Below are 16,536 nucleotides of genomic sequence, written 5' to 3'. Positions count from 1 at the left end.
AGGGGCCTTCCGATGGGGTACCGGGTTGTGCAGTTCGGCCGGAGCCGGGCAGGCCCCACCGAACCGGGGCCGATTGTGCCAGGCCGGCGTGACGGGGACGTATCGTGGAACAATGAGCGAGAACCACCACGACCTCACCAACAGCCTCCCGTCTTCCCGCCGTGCTCTGGTCACCGGGGCCTCCACCGGCATCGGCGCCGCCACCGTCCGGCTGCTGCGCAGCCACGGCTGGGAGGTTATCGCCACCGCGCGGCGGGTGGAGCGGCTCGAGGCCCTGGCCGCCGAGACCGGCTGCACCTGGGTGGCCGCAGACCTCCAGGAGCCGGACGACGTCGAGCGACTGGCCCACGAGGCGCTTGCGGGCGGCCCCGTGGACGCCGTCGTCAACAACGCCGGCGGCGCCCTGGGAGTCGACCCGGTCGCCGAGGGGAAGGCTCAGGAGTGGGCCACGATGTACGAGCGCAACGTGCTCGCGGCGCTGCGCGTGAGCCAGGCCTTCCTCCCCGGTATGCGTGAGCGGGGCGGGGACCTGGTATTCCTCACCTCCACCGCCGCCCACGACACCTACCCCGGTGGCGGCGGCTACGTGGCGGCCAAGCACGCCGAGCGGATCATCGCCAACACCCTGCGCCTGGAGCTGGTGGGCGAGCCGGTGCGCGTCATCGAGATCGCGCCCGGCATGGTGTCCACTGAGGAGTTCTCCCTCAACCGTCTCCACGGGGACGCGGAGGCGGCCGCGAAGGTCTACGCCGGCGTCGCCGAGCCGCTGAGCGCCGACGACGTCGCCGCCTGCATCGCCTGGACGCTGGAGCTGCCCGCCCACGTCAACATCGACTCCATGGTGGTGCGGCCGCGGGCCCAGGCCTCCAACACACTCGTTGCCCGTGTGCAGTAAGGGAGGCGGTGCGTCGGCTGCCGGTCGGACGCCGCCGGACATAGGTGGCTCACAGGTCTGACCTGTCGCGAGCACAGTAGGGATTCCTAAGGTCGTGTCCCAGTCCCGGTCGGGCCGGGAACCAGACCGAAAGGATATCCATGAGCAAGCACTCCTCCTCCGTCGGTGACGACTCCGAGGGATCCCGTCGCGACGCGGCCACGGAGAGCCTCCCCATCCGGAGCACCGATGCTGCCGCTGACGCATCCGCGCACTTCCCTGTGGATCGTTCCGGTGACACGGCTGCAGACGCCTCGGCAGGTGCTGCTCGGGCAGCGGCTGCCGGCAGCAGCACTGCTGAGACGAAGCTGGGAGGGGCGTGGGTGTCACCGGATGCTCAGAACGCCGCGACCATCGGTGTTGTCGCATCTTCGTCGTCGGCCGCCAAGAAGGCTCGGACTAAGGTGCGCGGGCCCTGGTACCGCCGGCACATCGTCGTGGGTGCAGCCGGGGTGGCGCTGCTGGCGGGCTCGTTCGCGGCCGGTTGGGGGACCAAAGAGCTGCTCAGCAGTGACAGCCGTGACGGTACCGGCAGCCGCGCTCAGCAGGACTCCGGCAACGGGCAGGGCGGCGTGCCCGGTGGCGGCCCGGGCGGACCCGGTGGGCAAGGAGGTCCCGGAGGCCAGGGTGGTCCTGGTGGACAGATGCCCGGTGCCGGCCCCGGCGGTCAGAACGGCCAGGGCGGTACGGGAGGAGGATCCAGAGGTGCCGGCCGGACCACGCCCAACGGCGATGCGCCCGGTGGCTCCGGCTCAGGCGAGGGCAGCCAGCAGGGAGGCTCGGGCTCCTCGGGTGTCCTCCAGCAGCAGGACGCCACCGAGAGCTCGGAGGGCTGAGGGCGCCGCTACCGGGAGCACAACATTCTCCTCAGGGGCAATGGCGGCCGCGTTGCCCCTGACGATCTTGTTGAGAACTGCGGGCTCGGCTACGGTCGCTGGTACGTCTCACACCGCTCATCGTGATGGAGCACGAAGGGAGTACCTCGATGGCTGACGCACACCCTCGAATGGCGCTGGGCACCATGCACTTCGGAACCCGCCTGCCCACGGCCCAGTCCCGGGAGATCCTCGACGCCTACCTGGATCTCGGCGGAGTGTGGATCGACACCGCCAACTGCTACGCGTTCTGGGGCTCCGAAACCGGTCTCGGTGGCCAGAGCGAGACCGTCATCGGCCAGTGGCTCGCCGACCGCGGGGCACGTGACCAGGTACGACTCAGTACCAAGGTGGGTGCGGAGCCGACCCGTCCCCATGGCTTCCCGGACGCCGTGGAAGGCCTCGGCAAGGACACCGTCAACCGGGCCATCCGGGACAGCCTGCAGCGGCTGCAGACGGAGAGCGTTGATCTGTACTGGGCCCATATGGAGGACCGAGAGCAGCCGGTCTCGGATGTTGCCGAGACCTTCGGTGAGCTGGTGGATCAAGGGCTGGCCACACGGATCGGCCTGTCCAACCACCCGACCTGGTACGCCGCAGCGGCCAACGTCCACGCACAGCAGCGGAGCGCGGCCCGCTTCAGTGCTCTCCAGTTGCGGGAGTCCTATCTTCACCCCAGGCCCGACGTCCAGGTGGAGGGCGAGGACCACCCCCACGGGATGATGACCATCGAGAGCAAGGACCTCGCCGAACGCTGCGGGCTGGACCTGTGGGCCTACACGCCGCTGCTCACCGGCGCCTACGAGCACCCGGAGCGTCCGCTTCCCAAGGCCTACGAGCACCCGGGAACCCACGGCCGGCTGGCGGTGCTGCGAGAGTGGGCGGACAGGCTGGCCATGAAACCGAGTCAGATCGTCCTGGCCCTCCTCAACGCTCAACAGCCGGCCATCACCCCGATCGTGGGCGTCAGCAGCGTCGCCCAGCTCGCTGAGGCGGTCGAGGCCACCCGCTTCACCCTCCCCGAGGAGGCCCTCGAGGAGCTCAACACAGTCGGCTAGATCGGGTGGGACCGAGCGGATCACTGCCCGGCCACGGGCGTCTATTCCACCGCCGGGTGTGGGGAGGACGACGCCGTTGAGGCCTGGCGCGAACTGGCCCCGGTGGTGCACCGCCCACTACACTCCCCGGAGCAAAGGCGTCGACCCGGCCATCACCGGTGAGCCTCCGGAAGAACCGGACCAGCCGGCGCACCTGCGCCGTCGCCGGCCCTCAGTAGAACCGGACGGGACAGCCCGTCACAGCTGGAAACGAAGCGGTCGTGCAGGTCGTCCCGGTCGGGGCGCGCGGCACGGCAAGCGAGGTGGTACCGCGGTGCGGCGCCAGCCGGACGCCAGTCCCGGCCGGGAGCCGTCGTCGTCCTCGTCAGGTCCCGGGCACCCGCCCGGGGCGGCAGGAACGAGTGAGACGAGAGCACACCGCGATGGTTGAGAAGATGGCTGACAGCACCACCGCCGGCGGCAGCGAGCCGACCGGCGCCGCCTTCTACCCCCTGCACCGGCCGGGGGAGCGGATCGACCCCTCGCCCTCCTTCCCCGCCATTGAGGAGGAGGTCCTGGCCTACTGGAAGGCCGACGGCACCTTCCAGGCCTCCATCGACAACCGCGGCGAGCCCTGCGACGAGTTCGTCTTCTACGACGGCCCGCCCTTCGCCAACGGCCTGCCCCACTACGGCCACCTGCTGACCGGATACGTCAAGGACGCCGTCGGGCGCTACCAGACCCAGCGCGGCAAGCGTGTCGAGCGCCGCTTCGGCTGGGACACCCACGGCCTGCCCGCCGAGCTCGAGGCCCAGCGCCTGCTCGGCATCGACGACGTCACCGAGATCACCCGCCCCGGCGGCATCGGCATCGAGAAGTTCAACGAGGAGTGCCGCACCTCCGTCCTGCGCTACACCAAGGAGTGGGAGGACTACGTCACCCGCCAGGCCCGCTGGGTCGACTTCGACAACGACTACAAGACCCTCGACCCGGACTACATGGAGTCGGTTCTGTGGGCCTTCAAGCAGCTGTGGGACAAGGGACTGGCCTACCAGGGCTACCGCGTCCTGCCCTACTGCTGGCACGACCGCACCCCCTTGAGCAACCACGAGCTCAAGATGGACGACGACGTCTACCAGGACCGCCAGGACAACACGGTCACAGTGGGCCTGCGCCTGGAGGAGCCTCTGCGCCAGGGCGCCGAGCGCCCCGAGCTGGTCCTCATCTGGACCACCACGCCCTGGACGTTGCCCTCCAACGTGGCCATCGCCGTGGGGCCCGACGTCGAGTACGTGACCGTCCACGTCGATGAGGACCTCGACTCGCCGGTCGCCGGCCAGGACGTCGTCATGGCGCGTGACCTCTTGGGCTCCTATGTCCGCGAGCTCGGCGAGGAGCCGCAGGAGCTGGCCACCTACACAGGGGCGGACCTGGTGGGGCGGCGCTACCACCCGATCTTCGACTACTTCGACGACGATGCCCACCGGGCCGAGGGCGCCGCGCCCGGACCGAACGCCTGGACGATCATCGCCGCCGACTTCGTCACCACCTCCGACGGAACCGGACTGGTCCACATGGCCTCCGCCTTCGGTGAGGACGACATGATCGCCTGCTCCGGGGCCGGCATCGAGACCGTTGTCCCCGTCGACGACGGCGGTTGCCTGACCGAGGAGATACGCGACTACGCCGGGCTGCAGGTCTTCGAGGCCAACAAGCCCATCGTCGCCGACCTGCGCGACGGCTCCGGTCCCCTGACCCGCCGCGATGAGAGCCGGCGCGCCGTCCTGGTGCGCCAGGCCTCCTACGTGCACTCCTACCCGCACTGCTGGCGCTGCCGCAAGCCGCTCATCTACAAGGCGGTCTCCTCCTGGTTCGTGCGCGTCTCGGCGATCCGCGACCGCATGGTCGAGCTCAACCAGGACATCGACTGGTACCCCGGTCACATCAAGGACGGCATCTTCGGTAAGTGGCTGGCGAACGCGCGCGACTGGTCGATCTCGCGCAACCGTTTCTGGGGCGCCCCCATCCCGGTGTGGGTCAGCGACAACCCCGACTACCCGCGCACCGACGTCTACGGCTCCTACGCCGAGCTCGAGCGCGACTTCGGCGTCGAGGTCACCGACCTGCACCGGCCCTTCATCGATACCCTTGTGCGGCCCAACCCCGACGACCCCACTGGCAAGTCGATGATGCGCCGCATCCCCGACGTCCTGGACTGCTGGTTCGAGTCCGGGTCGATGCCCTTCGCCCAGGTGCACTACCCCTTCGAGAACGTCGAGTGGTTCGAGTCGCACTACCCGGGTGACTTCATTGTGGAGTACATCGGCCAGACCCGCGGCTGGTTCTACACCCTCCACGTGCTGGCCACGGCCCTGTTCGACCGTCCCGCCTTCACCTCCTGCGTCTCTCACGGCATCCTCCTGGGCAACGACGGGGCGAAGATGAGCAAGTCGCTGCGCAACTACCCGGACGTCTCCATGGTCTTCGACCGCGACGGGGCCGACGCCATGCGCTGGTTCCTGCTCTCAGCACCGGTCATGCGTGGCGGCAACCTCGTGGTCACCGACAAGGCCATCCGCGACACCGTCCGCCAGGTGGTGCTGCCACTGTGGAACACCTGGTACTTCTTCGCGCTCTACGCGGGGCAGGTGGGGGAGACCGGCTACGTCACCGACGGCGTCGATCTCGACGATTCGGGCCTGTTCGCCAAGCGGGGCGGCCTGCACGTCATGGACCGTTACGTCCTGGCCCGCACCAAGGACCTGGCCGAGACCGTGGCCGCCCAGATGGACGGCTACGACATCACCGGGGCCTGTGCCACGATCCGTGACTTCCTCGACGTACTCACCAACTGGTACCTGCGCACCTCGCGTCAGCGCTTCACCGACGGCGAGACGGCCGCCTTCGACACCCTGGCCACGGTGCTGCGGGTGCTCACCGAGGTCATGGCGCCGTTGGCGCCGCTGGTCAGTGAGGAGATCTGGCGGGGCCTGACCGGTGGGCGCTCCGTGCACCTGACCGACTGGCCGGTTCTGCCCGACCACGTCGCCAACGCCGAGCTCGTGACCGCCATGGACGAGGCCCGTGCGGCGGTCTCTGCGGCCCTGAGCCTGCGCAAGGCCGAGAAGCTGCGTGTGCGCCAGCCGCTGCGCAGCCTGACCATCGCCACGGCCGACCCTGCCGGGCTGGCTCCTTTCAAGGAGCTCGTCGCCGAGGAGGTCAACGTCAAGGAGGTGCGGGTCCTGGACGCCGAGTCCGCCGGATACGAGGCCAGGACGGACCTGACGCTCAATCCGCGCGCCTTCAGCCCCGAGGTCCGCAAGCTCACCTCCCGACTCTTCGCCGCCGTCAAGGCGGGGGAGTGGGAGCTCACCGAGGACGGAGACGTGCGCTTCGACGACGTCCTGCTTGATGCCACCCCCGTGGTCCTTGAGGCGGAGGACAGCGCCTTCACGCTGACCACCCGCATCGAGGTGGACGACGACTCCCTGGCGGCCACCATGCTGCCCTCGGGAGCCTTCGTGGTCCTGGACACCGCCCTCGACGACGCCCTGGAGGCCGAGGGCTGGGCCCGCGACCTGGTGCGCCTGGTCCAGGACGAGCGCAAGGCCGCCGGCCTGCACGTGGGCGACCGTATCCGCCTGGAGCTGACCGTCCCCGAGGACAAGGGCGCCTGGACCGGCGCCCACCTGGACCTGGTCAAGGGCGAGGTCGGCTGTGTGGATGCGTCCTTCGTCGCCGTCCCCGGTGTCAAGGAGCCCACTGCCACGGTCGAGAAGGTCACCGAGAAGGCCGCGGAGACGGGCGAGGCTTGATCGGGACCCGAGTCTGACTACGAGTGGGGCCGGCAACCCGAGTGAATCGGGTTGCCGGCCCCACTTGTACGTCTAGTCACCAGAATTCTTGACGTGCATCGAAATACATCGCCAGCGACAGTGCGGTAGAAAATTAACCGTACCGGTTAAAACCGCTTTATCGATCGCCTACCGAGGGTCTTGAGTGTTAGGTAGTCCGCTGCTTCGCAGTTTTTATGACGAGTGGTGTGCGTGCTACTATCATCCGTGGAAACTCGGCCCCCGATGCTCCTTTGATTGAATGATCCGAGTGTCTTAGGGGTAGGCTGTCACTACTGTGCGACAGCACGCGGCTTCCGCTGAAACACTTCAAATTCCCCTGCGGACGAACCTCAGTGTCGAGGTCCATTCGGCTTCACCCTCCAACGAAGAAGATCCCTGTGACGCTCTCGGCGCAAGTCCGATCCGTATGGGCCAAATTCGGCTACGACCCTGAGAGCCGTCACTGGCTCCCACTCTGGCTGCATCTGCTTGACGCCGCAGCAGTGGCCGAGCACCTCGCCAGACGCTGGTTGGCTCCCACCATCCGCGAACTCATCGAGCGCGAGTTCGCGGGCTCCGATTCAGGACTGCCCCCGGTGGAGGAGCTCTGCCTGCTCACATCCTGGATCGCCGGCGTCCACGACATCGGCAAGTGCACCCCGGCCTTCTCTGTGCAGGTCCCGGCCCTTGACGACCGCATGAAGGAGGCAGGGCTGATCCACGAACCGGTGGATCCTCTCGAGCGGCGCAAGGTTCCGCACGCCCTGGCTGGACACGTGATCCTGGAGAAGTGGTTCATGGATGAGCACGGTTGGGATCTCGAGCCCGCCGAGGCTCTGGCCTCCGTCGTCGGGGCGCACCACGGTATTCCGCCCACCTCGGCGGCTCTCACCAGCGACTACTACGGGCACGAGCACCTCCTGGGAGAGGATGAGACCTGGGGCATAACCCGCCTCGAGCTCCTCGAGCTCGTCACACGACGCACCGACGCTGCGGCTCTTCTCCCTCACTGGGGGCAGCGCAGGTGGTCTCAGCCCTTCCTCGTGGAGCTCTCGGGACTGCTCATCGTCTCGGACTGGATCGCCTCGACCGAAGCCTATTTCCCGCTGCTGTCACTCGAGGACGATGGTGCGCGCCTGCTCAGCCCCGAGTCCCACGCGCTTCGCGTGGCCACCGGCCTGTCGCGTCTGGAGATCCCTGCGCCATGGCATCCTCACGATGATGGCGCCGGCCCCGATTGTCTGCTCACCAGTCGCTTCAACCTGCCCGACGGTGCCCGTGCCACCGACGTCCAGGCGCGCACACTCCAGGCCGCCCGCTCTATGGGCCTGCCGGGCATGCTCATCGTCCAGGAGTCCACGGGAGGAGGGAAGACCGAGGCCGCCCTCATGGCCGCAGAGGTGCTCGCTGCCCGCACTCGCCGGTCCGGAATCCTCTTCGCCCTCCCCACCCAGGCGACGACGGATGCCATGTTCTCCCGCGAGCTCGACTGGCTGGAGAGCATTGAGGAGGCCTACGCCGACGAGGGGGCGCCGTCGGAGTTCGCAGCTCAGCTCCTGCACGGACGCTCTCGACTCAACAAGGAGGCGCAGCTTCTGCGACGCCGCGGCTACGAGATCCGTGACCGGCTCCTCGGATCGCTTAACGACTCGACCGGCGAGACCCCACGCCCTATCGGGATCGGATGGGATGAGGAAGAGGCTCGAACGGGCCGTGCCGCAGACTCCGAGGACGGCCGCAGAGCCGACCTGGCGATCCTGGCCTGGTTCAACGGGCGCAAGAAGTCGATGCTGTCGGACTTCGTCGTCACCACCGTGGACCACCTGCTGTTCGGGGCAATGCGTTCCCCGCACCTGGCCATGCGACACCTGGGACTGTCCCGCAAGGTCGTCATCGTCGACGAGGTGCACTCCTACTCCACGTACATGAACGTCTACCTGGACCGGGTCCTGACCTGGCTCGCGGCCTACGGGGTGCCGGTCGTGCTCCTGTCGGCCACACTGTCCGAGGCTCGCTGCTCCGCCATGGTCGACGCCTACCGACGGGGCCTGCGCCTGGCAGCGGGAAAGCGCGTCCGCCGTCGTCCCGCCCCTGAGAACGTGCACACTCCCTTCCCCTGCCTGGTTACTGCTAGTGAGGAGCACACCGAGGTTGTCCCGACGGCGTCGGGACGACGCAGCACAGTCCGGATGAGACGGCTCACGAAGGATGCTCTGATCCCGCTCTTGGAGGAGGCCCTCGTCGACGGCGGCTGCGCGCTGGTGGTCCGCAATACGGTGCGGCGCGCCCAGGAGACCTATGAGCGGCTGCGCGAGCACTTCGGAGAGGACGTCAGTCTCAACCACGCCCGGTTCACGATCGGCGACAGGCTTGCCAAGGACAGGGATCTTCTCAACCGCTTCGGTCCTCCGCGCAAGGCTGGAAAGCGCCCGTACAGAGCCATCGTCGTCGCCACCCAGGTCGTCGAGCAGTCCCTCGACGTCGACTTCGACCTGCTCGTCACTGACCTCGCTCCCATCGACCTGGTTCTCCAACGCATGGGACGCCTGCACCGTCACCAGCGGCGGCGGCCGCCCCGACTTGCCGAGCCCGCCTGCTACATCGACTGGCTGCCGTCGACGTCGTTCCCCGAGCCCTCGTTGGAACCGGGGGCCAAGGCGATCTACGGCGAGCAGGACATGCTCATGAGCGCGGCCGCACTGGACCGGGTGATCGACGGCTCCGGCATCGTCACGGTTCCCGACGATGTCCACGACCTCATCGAGGCCGTCTACGGTCCCAATGCCCCAGTGCCGCCGTCGTGGCAGGAGGCCGTCGACCGAGCTCGGGAGACATGCGCGACGAGCAACCGTGCGAAGCATGAGGCCGCTCAGGGGTTTCTTCTGAATGAGCCCGAGCGGAGAGGGAAGAGTGCCTCTCTGATTGGCTGGCTGCACGTGACGGCTTCCGACAACGAGGAGAGCGGACGCGCCCAGGTCCGCGACGGCGAGGACTCCCTGGAGGTCATCCTCCTGGACCTGCGCCGGGTGGGCGGTCAGGAGGAGCTGCGCACCCTGCCATCCGCACCGGAGGCTCCAGGAGCCATGATCCCCACAGACCGCGCCCCGGACAAGAAGATCGCCCGCGCCATGGCCCTGTCCGCCGTGAGGTTGCCACCGCGCCTGAGCAATCCGCACCGGATTGACCAGGTCATCGATGAGCTGGAGAAATGCGTCGTACCCGCGTGGCAGGACGATCCGCAGCTCCGAGGACAGTTGTTCCTTCTTCTGGAGGAGGGCCGGGCGCAACTGGCCGACACCGTACTCGAGTACTCCCCATCCACCGGGCTCAAGGAGGTCCAATCAGAATGACGCAGCGTTTCAATCTTCTCGACGAGCCCTGGATCCGGGTGAGCCGGCTCGACGGAGCCCCCGATGAGGTCTCCCTCCTCACCCTGTTCCGGGAGGCGACGGACATCGCCGGGATCCACGGAGAGATCGCCAGCCAGGACGTGGCCATCCTGCGCCTGCTGCTGGCCATCTGCCACCGTGCCATGGATGGGCCGGAGGACCTGGACACCTGGAGGGAGTACTGGGAGGCCGAGCACCTGGGGCGGGACGTCATCGACTATCTCGAGCGCTACCGGGAGCGCTTCGACCTGCGCGACCCGGACCGTCCCTTCTTCCAGGTTGCGGGCATCCATGCGGCATCAGGCAAGACTTCGGGGTTGGAGTCCCTCATTGCGGACGTTCCCAACGGTAACCCCTTCTTCACGACTCGTATGGCTCGAGGATTGGAATCCATCGGCTGGGCGGAGGCAGCCAGATGGCTGGTGCACGTTCATGCCTTCGACCCGTCCGGTATCCGCTCCGGAGCCGTCGGAGACCCTTCGGTCAAGAGAGGAAAGGGGTACCCAATCGGCCCTGGGTGGACAGGGCAGATCGGCACCGTGACCGTGACGGGCGAAAGCCTGGAACGGACGCTGCTCCTCAACACTGCCGTCTGCGAGAACCTCCCTGATCTGGTCGACGTCGATCCGGAGCAGGATCTTGCTCCGTGGGAGCGCGAGAATGACGGTCCGGCGGGTTCCCACGACCTGGAACCTACAGGACCTGTTTCCTGCTATACGTGGCAGACGCGCCGCGTGCTGCTGCACGGTGATGATGCGGGCGTCACCAGTCTTTTCCTCGGAAATGGAGATAAGGCAACACCTCAGAACCGGTATCTGGTGGAACCGATGACCGCATGGCGCTACTCCGAACCTCAGACCAAGAAGTTCAAAACGCCCGTCTACATGCCGCGCAAGTTGCCGACAGACCGGGCATTCTGGCGGGGGCTGTCAACCGTTGTGGCTCAGTTGAGCCCGAAGGTCACGGTTAAAGGTGCAGGGACAGTGACGCAATACCGTTCCCCCGGTGTCGTCTCCTTCTATCAGGAGCTCATGCGCCGCAGAATCGTGCCTGCAGGTGGTCTCATTCCTTTACGTGCCGTCGGCATCGAGTACGGAAATAACGAGTCAACTGTCTCCGAGCTCGTTGACGACGTCCTCCCCCTGCCCGCCGGCCTACTCGACCCCGAGAACACGCGACTGCTCGCCGTTGTGCACGACGCCATGGAGGAGACGGAGCAGGTCGCCTCCGCACTGCGGAACCTGGCCGGGAACCTGGACCGTGCTCGCGGTGGGAGCCCGGATACGGCGTCGGCTGCTCGCAAGCACTCCAGTGAATCCTTCTACCAGGTCATTGATGAGCGTTTCCCCCGATGGCTCGCCTCCCTCGACGAAGCGGACCCGGTCAGGGCGCGCGACCAGTGGCGCAGGCTGCTGCACTCCGAGGCATGGGAGCAGCAGGAGGCGCTGGCATCCGCCGTGCCTGATACCGCCTTCGCCGGGCGTGGAGAGGGGAAGGGACGGATGGACGTCGGCAAGGCGTTGTTCTTCTTCCGCCGTGCTCTAAACGTGGCCGTACCGGCACCTGTGCAGCAAGACAGTATCGCTGAGAACAATAAGAATGAGGAAAGGACACCGGCATGACTGTGTCGGATACCAGTACACACGCCACCCCTGCAGAAGCAGTACTGCCCGGAGCACGCCAGCGGCGCTACCGTCCGCGGCTGGAGGAGAACGCCGGCCGCCTCGTCGACCAGCGCATTGGTGGAACGAAAGGGCAGGAAGGCCTGCAGGCCCGCTATCGGCGCAATGAGGCTCGAGCACGCGGCGAGTTGGCCGCTCTGCGCAAGGGCGCGAACAGGCCGCCCGGAGAGCTCCCCGAGATCTGGGAGCTCACAAGCGTCCACGTTCCCGATTATGCGGGTGACTCCCCTACCTGGGAGGAGACCGCCGTCCATACCGCCATGACGCTCTATGCCGTGCACCAGCAGTCACGGACCGAGCCCATGTTCGTGCACGGAAGAGGGCTCGGTTATGCCGCTCGCAGCCTGATCGGTCCACCGGACGACGAGAACCCCTCGGCCCGGGCGCGCTTCAACGCCCTGGTCACCTCGACGACCGTCACCGAGCTGCGCCACCACCTGCGGGGCTTCATCTCGATGCTCCGAGCCCGGAGCATCACCTTGGATCACGCCATGCTCGCAGACGACATCCTTCATTTCCAGCAACCGGGCGGAGCCAGAAGGGTTCGCCTGACCTGGTCACGGGAGTACCAGTTCCTATCTGCCGAATCCCCAGCCTCTTCCGACGATGTCACCCCGGCATCTGCAACCAACTCAACGATAACCGCGCCAACCCTGGAGAACTGACAATGAGCACCTACATCGATATTCACATCATCCAGAACCTTCCGCCCTCCTGCGTCAACCGAGACGACTCGGGCTCACCCAAATCCGCTGTTTACGGCGGCGTCCGCCGTCTGCGGGTCTCCAGCCAGTCCTGGAAACGAGCAACGCGTCTGTACTTCAATGACCTGTTGGACGCCGATGACGTCGGCGTACGCACGAAGCGAGTCGTCGAGGTGCTGGCCGCGGCAATTGCGAAGGGTGCACCTGAGCTCGCGGAGAACGCCACCACGCTCGCCGAGGGAGTGTTCAAGGCGGCCAAGATCAAGCTCTCACCTCCGCGCGGCAAGAAAGACGGGACTCAGGAGTCCGGCTACCTCCTGTTCCTGTCCACCAGCCAGATCGCGCGCCTGGCCGAGCTGGCTGTTACCTCAGCCCGTGACGGTGAAGCGCTTGACGCCAAAACAGTCAAGAAGATCTTCAAGGAGGCGCACGCCGTCGATATCGCACTGTTTGGACGCATGGTCGCCGATGACACCGACCTCAACGTTGATGCCGCCTGCCAAGTGGCCCATGCCATCTCCACGCACGCAGCTGAGAACGAGTACGACTTCTTCACCGCCGTCGACGATGAGAAGAGCCGATCAGAGGAGGAGGACGCCGGCGCCGGAATGATGGGCACGGTCGAGTTCTCCTCGGCCACCATGTACCGCTATGCCACCGTCAATCTTGACATGCTGGTCGAGAACCTCGGGGACGGCGACGCGGCACTGCGAGCGCTTGAGGTCTTCATCAAGGGATTCTGCCTGTCGATGCCCACCGGGAAGCAGAACACGTTCGCCAACCGGACCCTCCCGGAAACCATCGTTGTTTCTATCCGTGACGACCAACCTGTTTCCCTCGTCGGTGCCTTCGAGGAACCGGTGCCGGAGGCCTCCGGCACCGGTTACGTCGACCGTTCAGTGGAGGCGCTCGCTCAGTACGCCGAGACGATCGAGAAGAACTACGGGGTGACGCCGCTGAGCAGCTTCGTCGTCGCTCTCAAGGACTCAGATGCCGTCTCCTCGTTTGGTGAGCGCGTGTCCTTCGCCGACCTACCTGACCGGGTCCGTCAGGTTGTGGCTCCCCGAGCGAGCCGTGAGGAGCGAGCCTGATGACCGTCCTCCTCCTGCGACTCGCAGGACCTTTACAGGCCTGGGGGGTGAAATCTCGCTTCACCGTCCGCTCCACCGAGCTCGCGCCGACCAGGAGCGGCATCATCGGCATGCTGTCGGCCGCAATCGGCCGTCGCCGGACAGACCCGATCGAGGACCTCTTGTCCCTGCGGTTCGGGGTGCGCAAGGACCAGCCCGGTCGAGTCATCAGGGACTTCCACACGGCACGCTCGCTTGACGGCAAGGACTCCATGCCTCTGTCGAACCGGTACTACCTCGCCGACGCCGTCTTCCTCGCAGGTATCGAAGGTGATCGTCCCCTCCTGGAGGGCATTGACGAGGCGCTCCACCATCCGGCTTTCCCGCTATACCTCGGGAGGCGCTCCTGCCCGCCGACGCCTCCCGTGTCCCTGGGCCTTCGGGACGCGGCGCTGCTCGATGTGCTTCGGACCGAGCCCTGGCTCGCTTCACCGTGGTTCCAGAAACGGCATCGCAGCCGTGTCTTCGACGCGGAGCTGCTGCTCGACCAGGAGGCCGTACCCGTAGGGGAGCGGGGTTCGGCCCGCGGCAGTCGTGATGTACCGGTTTCCTTCGATCCGCGACGCCGCGACTACGACTTCCGCCAGGTTGAACGGCTCATGGTGCAGGTCGGTGTGCCTAAAGCGGACGCGCATGATCCCATGCTTGTGCTGGAGGAGGCGAACCAGTGTTCCTAACGAAGATCGATCTGGCCCCGGAGCGCCGCCTTGCGCGCAAGTATCTGGGGTCGCCTCAGGCCATGCACGCCGTCGTCATGAGCGCCACCGGAGGTCATGACGGGAACGGGCCTGGACGCGTCCTGTGGCGGGTCGACCGAGGCATGACAACGGCCCTGTACATACTGTCGCCATTAGAACCTGACTGCTCTCAGCTCGTCGCAGAGGCGGGGACGGCCGGCACCCAGGCGCGGACCCTGGATTACTCCCCATTCCTCGCCTCGCTGGATGCCGGGCAGCTGTGGGCCTTCCGCCTCGCGGCGAACCCGTCCCACTCGGCTTCTCGGGGCCCAGGAGCGCGCGGACAGCGCTACGGACACGTGACCGTTGAACAGCAGCGACAGTGGCTCATGGACCGCGTCCCACGGTTCGGCTTCGAGCTCATGCCCGTGGACCATGCTGATGGTGAGGGGACTGAGGAGGCCGTCTTGGTCGCGTACCGGGAGCGTCCTGTTTTCAACCGGCGGAGACCAGGGGGTGTAGGATACGACCGCGTGACCATCAACCGCACCGTCTACGAAGGCGTTCTGCGTGTCACTGATCCTGAGCCCCTGCGCCGCGCGCTCATCGCCGGGATCGGCCGGTCCAAGGCCTACGGCTGTGGGCTCATGACGCTCGCCCGGGTGCGACAGGACTGACAATGGTCAGAATGCTGCCGGTTCCGGTGACGGCGCTGCCCCGTGTCCAGGACCGGATGTCCTTTCTCTACCTGGAGCACTGCGTGGTGCACCGGGAGGATGGTGCCCTGACCGCGCGCAACGACCAGGGCACCATCCGCGTCCCCGCTGCCTCTCTGATATCGGTCTTCCTCGGTCCGGGAACGTCGGTCAGTCACCAGGCGATGAGCCTGCTGGGCGAGTGCGGGACGACGGCGGTCTGGGTCGGTGAACGCGGCGTGCGCTACTACGCGCACGGCCGATCGCTGGCGACATCCACCCGCCTGCTGGTGGAGCAAGCGGCCAGGGTCTCCTCTCCCCAGAAACGACTGCGGGTGGCGCGCGAGATGTACTGCATGCGCTTCAGCGGCGAAGATGTCGATGGGCTCACCATGCAGCAGCTCAGAGGCCGGGAAGGCACTCGGGTCCGCGAGGTGTACCGCGAGAACTCAAGGCGCACTGGGGTTCCCTGGACCCGACGCGACTATCGTCCTGATGACTTCGAGGCATCGGATCCGATCAACCAGGCGCTTTCAGCTGCGCACGCAGCCCTGTACGGCGTCGTTCACGGAGTGATTGTCTCCCTGGGGTGCTCTCCGGGACTCGGCTTCGTTCACACGGGCCACGAGCGCTCCTTCGTCTACGACGTCGCCGACCTGTACAAGGCGGAAACAACGATTCCCATCGCCTTCGATGTCGTCTCCGAGGGGATGGATGACCTCACTGGGACCACGCGACGGCGTGTTCGGGACAAGGTCTTCGAGCTCAGGGTCATCGAGCGGACGGTCAAAGATATTTACCGCCTGCTTGAGGTTGATGATCTGGAGGATATGAGCGTCAACGTCGTCTCCTTGTGGGACTACCAGCAGCGTGCTGTGGCCGGCGGATCGAACTACGCTGGAGAGGATGCGGGAGGATGGTAGTTCTAGTTCTGTCTGCCGCCCCTGCCTCGTTGCGGGGCTCCATGACTCGCTGGTTGTTGGAGGTCTCTCCTGGGGTCTTCGCCGGGCATGTTTCAGCTCGAGTACGAGAGCAGCTGTGGGAGTTGGTTCGCGCATACATCGGGGACGGTCGTGCACTGCTGATCTGGTCGGTGCGATCCGAGCAGCGGTTCGAGATCGCCTCTTTGGGGCACGAGCGTGAACCGGTCGATATCGAAGGGTGCCTCGTCATGCGTACCCCGTACCGGCAGATCGAGGGATCACAGGCGATCCCCGGCGCCGTCAGGCCTCCGAAGGAGTCCTGGTCGATCGCTGCGCGACGGCGGCGCTATCGGAACTCTGCGGAGCGAGCGCTAGGTCAGCAGTGAAGGTAAACGCGGTCTGGTAGGGTGACTCATCGTTGGGATTCCAAGGATCCTCAAGTGTAAACCCCGCGCGAGCGGGGATGATCCCAACTTGATCCCTGGGATCCAGGGTGTCTGGGAGTAAACCCCGCGCGAGCGGGGATGATCCGGCCCCCGGTTTCGAGGGCCGCAAGCGCTTCGCGTAAACCCCGCGCGAGCGGGGATGATCCTCCACGGTCGCCTGCATGTCCCGGTACTGCCTAGTAAACCCCGCGCGAGCGGGGATGATCCG

General features: G+C 66.5%; 12 protein-coding genes and 1 CRISPR repeat array. All 12 genes read left to right on the top strand.

Annotation, left to right across the window (positions count from 1 at the left end):
- Positions 1-112 precede the first annotated feature (112 nt).
- The 12 genes from HMPREF9056_RS02000 to cas2e all read left to right on the top strand — a co-directional run bounded on the left by HMPREF9056_RS02000 (position 113) and on the right by cas2e (position 16,268).
- Positions 113-895: an SDR family oxidoreductase gene (locus HMPREF9056_RS02000; RefSeq protein WP_009402311.1), complete on the top strand. Its 783-nt coding sequence runs from the start codon at positions 113-115 to the stop codon at positions 893-895.
- Between the two features lie 140 nt (positions 896-1,035).
- Positions 1,036-1,770, top strand: a complete 735-nt coding sequence (locus HMPREF9056_RS01995; RefSeq protein WP_009402310.1) for a hypothetical protein — start codon at positions 1,036-1,038, stop codon at positions 1,768-1,770.
- Between the two features lie 149 nt (positions 1,771-1,919).
- The gene (locus tag HMPREF9056_RS01990; protein ID WP_034513411.1) at positions 1,920-2,867 is read left to right on the top strand and encodes an aldo/keto reductase; all 948 of its coding nucleotides are present in this window, start codon (positions 1,920-1,922) and stop codon (positions 2,865-2,867) included.
- Positions 2,868-3,289: 422 nt separating this feature from the next.
- On the top strand, positions 3,290-6,661 hold the full coding sequence (gene ileS / locus HMPREF9056_RS01985; protein ID WP_009402307.1) for an isoleucine--tRNA ligase: 3,372 nt from the start codon (positions 3,290-3,292) through the stop codon (positions 6,659-6,661).
- 374 nt (positions 6,662-7,035) lie between these two features.
- Positions 7,036-10,032, top strand: coding sequence for a CRISPR-associated helicase Cas3' (gene cas3, locus HMPREF9056_RS01980; RefSeq protein WP_367379058.1), 2,997 nt, complete (start codon positions 7,036-7,038; stop codon positions 10,030-10,032).
- A complete protein-coding gene (casA, locus tag HMPREF9056_RS01975; RefSeq protein WP_009402305.1) occupies positions 10,029-11,693 on the top strand; it encodes a type I-E CRISPR-associated protein Cse1/CasA in 1,665 nt (554 codons plus the stop codon). Before cas3 ends, casA begins: the two co-directional genes overlap by 4 nt.
- Positions 11,690-12,418, top strand: a complete 729-nt coding sequence (gene casB, locus HMPREF9056_RS01970) for a type I-E CRISPR-associated protein Cse2/CasB (RefSeq protein WP_034513409.1) — start codon at positions 11,690-11,692, stop codon at positions 12,416-12,418. Before casA ends, casB begins: the two co-directional genes overlap by 4 nt.
- Before the next feature lie 2 nt (positions 12,419-12,420).
- Positions 12,421-13,548: a type I-E CRISPR-associated protein Cas7/Cse4/CasC gene (cas7e, locus tag HMPREF9056_RS01965; protein WP_009402303.1), complete on the top strand. Its 1,128-nt coding sequence runs from the start codon at positions 12,421-12,423 to the stop codon at positions 13,546-13,548.
- Complete coding sequence (gene cas5e, locus HMPREF9056_RS01960; RefSeq protein ID WP_009402302.1) at positions 13,548-14,264, top strand: type I-E CRISPR-associated protein Cas5/CasD; 717 nt, start codon at positions 13,548-13,550, stop codon at positions 14,262-14,264. The genes cas7e and cas5e overlap by 1 nt, the downstream gene beginning before the upstream one ends.
- Positions 14,255-14,941, top strand: coding sequence for a type I-E CRISPR-associated protein Cas6/Cse3/CasE (gene cas6e / locus HMPREF9056_RS01955; RefSeq protein ID WP_009402301.1), 687 nt, complete (start codon positions 14,255-14,257; stop codon positions 14,939-14,941). The genes cas5e and cas6e overlap by 10 nt, the downstream gene beginning before the upstream one ends.
- Before the next feature lie 2 nt (positions 14,942-14,943).
- A complete protein-coding gene (gene cas1e, locus HMPREF9056_RS01950; protein WP_009402300.1) occupies positions 14,944-15,882 on the top strand; it encodes a type I-E CRISPR-associated endonuclease Cas1e in 939 nt (312 codons plus the stop codon).
- Positions 15,876-16,268 (top strand): type I-E CRISPR-associated endoribonuclease Cas2e, encoded by a 393-nt coding sequence (gene cas2e, locus HMPREF9056_RS01945; protein WP_034513406.1) that lies wholly within the window; start codon positions 15,876-15,878, stop codon positions 16,266-16,268. Before cas1e ends, cas2e begins: the two co-directional genes overlap by 7 nt.
- Positions 16,269-16,324: 56 nt before the next feature.
- Positions 16,325-16,535: direct repeats of the CRISPR family, unit length 28 nt; unit sequence GTAAACCCCGCGCGAGCGGGGATGATCC.
- Position 16,536 lies beyond the last annotated feature (1 nt).

This window comes from Actinomyces sp. oral taxon 170 str. F0386 (assembly GCF_000195595.1).
Taxonomy (GTDB): domain Bacteria; phylum Actinomycetota; class Actinomycetes; order Actinomycetales; family Actinomycetaceae; genus Actinomyces.
The sequence above is the reverse complement of the archived record's forward strand: the minus strand, read 5'-3'. Positions and strand labels throughout refer to the sequence as shown.

Coding starts and splice junctions, on each gene's coding strand:
- cas5e (WP_009402302.1), top strand. CDS start 13,548: ATGACCGTCCTCCTCCTGCGACTCGCAGGACCTTTACAGGCCTGGGGG.
- HMPREF9056_RS01995 (WP_009402310.1), top strand. CDS start 1,036: ATGAGCAAGCACTCCTCCTCCGTCGGTGACGACTCCGAGGGATCCCGT.
- cas1e (WP_009402300.1), top strand. CDS start 14,944: ATGGTCAGAATGCTGCCGGTTCCGGTGACGGCGCTGCCCCGTGTCCAG.
- HMPREF9056_RS01990 (WP_034513411.1), top strand. CDS start 1,920: ATGGCTGACGCACACCCTCGAATGGCGCTGGGCACCATGCACTTCGGA.
- cas7e (WP_009402303.1), top strand. CDS start 12,421: ATGAGCACCTACATCGATATTCACATCATCCAGAACCTTCCGCCCTCC.
- cas2e (WP_034513406.1), top strand. CDS start 15,876: ATGGTAGTTCTAGTTCTGTCTGCCGCCCCTGCCTCGTTGCGGGGCTCC.
- casA (WP_009402305.1), top strand. CDS start 10,029: ATGACGCAGCGTTTCAATCTTCTCGACGAGCCCTGGATCCGGGTGAGC.
- HMPREF9056_RS02000 (WP_009402311.1), top strand. CDS start 113: ATGAGCGAGAACCACCACGACCTCACCAACAGCCTCCCGTCTTCCCGC.
- ileS (WP_009402307.1), top strand. CDS start 3,290: ATGGTTGAGAAGATGGCTGACAGCACCACCGCCGGCGGCAGCGAGCCG.
- casB (WP_034513409.1), top strand. CDS start 11,690: ATGACTGTGTCGGATACCAGTACACACGCCACCCCTGCAGAAGCAGTA.